Consider the following 4,137-nt stretch of genomic DNA (forward strand, 5'->3'; position numbering starts at 1 on the left):
GTAGCGATTCCTGTTACCAGATTGGTAGCTCCGGGACCGGAAGTTGCAAGACACACGCCGACTTTACCGGTTGCTCTTGCGTAGCCGTCTGCTGCATGGGAAGCTCCCTGTTCATGGGAGGTCAGCACATGTGTAATCTGGTCTTTATATTCATAGAGGGCGTCATATACATTCAGGATGGCACCGCCCGGATATCCGAATACAGTGTCAACGCCCTGTTCTTTTAAACATTCAACGATGATTTCAGCACCTGTAAGCTGCATCTTTACGTATCCTCCTAACTTTTCAGGCAGGAGAATCACAGGTTATGCTGCAATTCCCGCCGGGTACTTGTTCATCTTTATTTTGCTTTTGGTACCTCAAGGATTGCTCCTCTGTTTCCGGAAGTTACCATAGCAGCATATCTTGCAAGATATCCTGTTGTTACCTTTGGCTCACGAGGCTGCCATTTAGCTTTTCTTGCCTGCATTTCTTCATCAGAAACCTTGATCTCCAGTTTCAGTTCCGGAATGTTGATGCTGATGATATCCCCCTCTTCAACAAGTGCGATCGGTCCGCCGACTGCTGCTTCCGGTGATACGTGTCCGATGGATGCTCCTCTGGATGCACCGCTGAAACGTCCGTCTGTGATCAGGGCTACGGAAGATCCCAGTCCCATACCTGCGATTGCAGATGTAGGATTCAGCATTTCTCTCATACCAGGGCCGCCTTTCGGTCCTTCGTAACGGATAACTACTACGTCACCCTCTACGATCTTGCCGCCTTTGATAGCTGCGATTGCGTCTTCCTCGCAGTCAAAGACTCTTGCAGGTCCTTCATGGACCATCATCTCTTCTACAACTGCAGAACGTTTTACAACACCGCCGTCCGGCGCAAGGTTACCTTTAAGTACTGCAAGTCCACCTGTCTGGCTGTATGGATTGTCGATTGGTCTGATAACTTCAGGATTTAAGTTTACACAGTCTTTGATGTTCTCGCCTACTGTCTTGCCTGTAACTGTCATGCACTCAGTATGAAGGAGTCCCTTCTTATTCAGTTCGTTCATAACTGCATATACACCGCCTGCTTCGTTCAGGTCTTCTATGTATGTAGGGCCTGCAGGTGCAAGGTGGCAGAGGTTTGGAGTCTTTGCACTGATTTCATTTGCAAAGCTGATATCAAAGTCCATTCCGATCTCATGAGCGATAGCCGGAAGATGAAGCATACTGTTTGTGGAGCATCCAAGTGCCATGTCTACTGTCAGGGCATTGAGGATTGCTTCCTTTGTCATGATATCTCTTGGACGGATGTTCTTTCTGTACATTTCCATAACCTGCATACCTGCATGTTTTGCAAGACGGATACGCTCGGAATATACAGCAGGGATGGTTCCGTTTCCTTTCAGACCCATACCAAGAACCTCTGTCAGACAGTTCATGGAGTTTGCTGTGTACATACCGGAACAGGATCCGCATGTAGGACATGTCTTCATTTCGCATTCTGTCAGTCCGTCCTCATCAAGCTTGCCTGCTGCGTAAGCACCTACTGCCTCAAACATACTGGAAAGGCTTGTCTTGTGTCCGTTCAGATGTCCGGCAAGCATTGGACCGCCGCTTACGAATACAGTAGGAACATTCAGTCTGGCTGCTGCCATCAGAAGTCCAGGTACATTCTTGTCACAGTTTGGAATCATTACCAGTGCATCAAACTGATGTGCCATTGCCATTGCTTCTGTGGAATCTGCGATCAGGTCTCTGGTGACCAGAGAATATTTCATTCCAACGTGTCCCATTGCAATACCGTCACATACTGCGATTGCCGGGAACATAACAGGTGTACCGCCTGCCATTGCCACACCAAGCTTAACTGCCTGTGTGATCTTGTCAAGGTTCATATGACCCGGTACGATTTCATTGTAAGAACTTACGATACCTACCAGAGGTCTGTCCATTTCTTCTTTTGTCATTCCAAGAGCATTAAACAGGGAACGGTGAGGTGCCTGCTGTGTGCCTGTTTTTACTGCATCACTTCTCATTGTTTTATTTCCTCTTTTCTTACTGTTTTATTTATTTTTAATGATTCAACCGAAATTCCTGACTCCGTAATCTGCCTGCGCCGACTGAATCCTCTTAATATCAATTCTTACAGAGCTGCTGCGATCAGATCGCCCATTTCCTTTGTTCCTACAAGCTTGCATCCCTCTGACATGATATCACCTGTGCGGTATCCCTCTGTCAGGACTTTCTGTACTGCTGCTTCTACTGCATCTGCTTCTTTATCCATATCAAGGGAGAAGCGAAGCATCATTGCTGCGGAAAGGATAGTTGCAATAGGGTTTGCCTTATCCTGTCCTGCAATATCAGGTGCAGAACCATGGCTTGGCTCATAGAGACCGAATTTTGTCTCATTTAAGCTTGCAGATGAAAGCATTCCGATGGAGCCTGTTACCATACTTGCCTCGTCTGAAAGGATATCTCCGAACATATTCTCTGTCAGGATAACATCGAACTGTTTTGGATCACGTACAAGCTGCATTGCGCAGTTGTCAACCAGCATATGCTCTAAGGTAACATCCGGATAGTCTTTGGCAACTTCCTCTACCACTTTTCTCCAGAGTCTGGAAGAATCCAGAACATTTGCCTTATCTACGCTTGTCACTTTATTTCTTCTCTTACGTGCGATCTCAAATGCTTTGATGGCAATACGGCGGATTTCGTTTTCGTTATAGGAAAGTGTATCAATCGCTTTCTTCACGCCATTCTCTTCAATTGTCTGACGTTCTCCGAAATACAGGCCGCCTGTAAGCTCACGTACAATGATCATGTCAAATCCGTCTCCGATAATCTCATCGCGGAGAGGGCACGCTTTTCTCAGCTCATTGTAAAGGTAAGCCGGTCTTAAGTTTGCAAAAAGATTTAATGCCTTACGGATTGCAAGAAGTCCTGCTTCCGGGCGTTTGGACGGCTCAAGCTTATACCATGGAGAAGTTTTTGCATCTCCGCCAATAGAGCCCATCAGTACGGCGTCTGATGATTTGGCAGTGGCAATTGCCTCATCAGTAAGGGGTACGCCGTGTACATCGATGGATGCGCCGCCTAACAGAACTTCTGAATAGGAAAAGCTGTGTCCATATTTCTCGCATACCTTGTCCAGTACTTTCTTTGCTTCTCTTACGATTTCCGGTCCGATTCCGTCGCCGGGGATCAATGCAATCTTATAATCCATAATAATTTCCTCCAAAAATACTCTAATTGCGTAATTGTTATTATAATAACGCACTTTCCGACAGATTTCAACCTATTAAAGTGAAAAAATACAAAAGTGCTGTTTTCCGGAGATTTTACTGTAAAAATAAAAAAACAGAACCACAGCCATCACTGACTATAGGTTCCGCTTTTTTCATATCTCTTTCATTATTCGGCAGCGCTTCCGGCTTTCTCAACTTCAGCGATTGCCTGTTTTCTCATTGGAATACGGCAGTTTTTGTTGTTACCGAATTCTACGATCACGTCTTCTTCTGTCATGTCAATGACAACGCCATAAAAGCCGCCGGTAGTAACAATGCTGTCGCCAAGCTTCCATGTCATTTAACATTGCCTGAAGTCTCTTCTGCTCTTTTTTCTGAGGGCGAAGCATTAAGAAGTACATAATTCCGAACAGTACTACCATCCAGACAATAGCGCCAACCATACCCATTCCGCTTGATGCGTTCATTTTGATTCCTCCTGTAACTTTTCCTGTTATTCTGCATATTTGCAGTCCATCATGTATTCACAGACCGTCCTGACGGCTGCTCATACTGAAGAGCTGCTTTGCGATCCACTTATAATCTCCGTTACCTTCTGTATGAAATCTTGTTTTCATGCAGAACAATCTGATTAAAGCGTCACTACACATCATACACAAAAAACCGCTTTACTTCAAGAGTTTTTGGCATATTTAATAATTATTTTATATACAGATTATCTTTTCGAGTTAATTTTTCCCTCTTCAAAGCCTTCCAGCCGCGTTTTCTTATATTCTGCGAAGTTTCCTGCATCAAGAGCATCTCGGATTTCTTCCATCATATGATTATAGAAATACAGATTGTGAAGTACACAGAGACGCATTCCCAGCATTTCCTTTGCTTTCAGAAGATGACGGATATAGGCTCTGCTG

Annotated in this window: 4 protein-coding genes and 1 pseudogene; all 5 read right to left on the reverse strand. The window is 44.9% G+C overall.

Annotated features, from left to right (window positions below; genetic code table 11):
• Positions 1 to 263, reverse strand: a 263-nt coding sequence (locus AC075J_RS03140; RefSeq protein WP_476389976.1) for a thiamine pyrophosphate-binding protein, incomplete at its 3' end; no start/stop codon positions are given.
• A 77-nt stretch (positions 264 to 340) separates the two neighbouring features.
• Positions 341 to 2,014, reverse strand: a complete 1,674-nt coding sequence (ilvD, locus tag AC075J_RS03145) for a dihydroxy-acid dehydratase (RefSeq protein ID WP_022380362.1) — start codon at positions 2,012 to 2,014, stop codon at positions 341 to 343.
• A 107-nt stretch (positions 2,015 to 2,121) separates the two neighbouring features.
• Entirely contained in the window at positions 2,122 to 3,204 is a 1,083-nt protein-coding gene (gene leuB, locus AC075J_RS03150; protein WP_008703487.1) for a 3-isopropylmalate dehydrogenase, read from the reverse strand.
• Positions 3,205 to 3,392: 188 nt separating this feature from the next.
• Positions 3,393 to 3,693, reverse strand: a pseudogene (gene yajC / locus AC075J_RS03155) (preprotein translocase subunit YajC).
• A gap of 248 nt (positions 3,694 to 3,941) precedes the next feature.
• On the reverse strand, positions 3,942 to 4,137 hold a 196-nt coding region (locus AC075J_RS03160), incomplete at its 5' end, for a tRNA-guanine transglycosylase (protein ID WP_476389977.1).

This window comes from Blautia sp. ZXY-1-C6 (assembly GCF_056339875.1).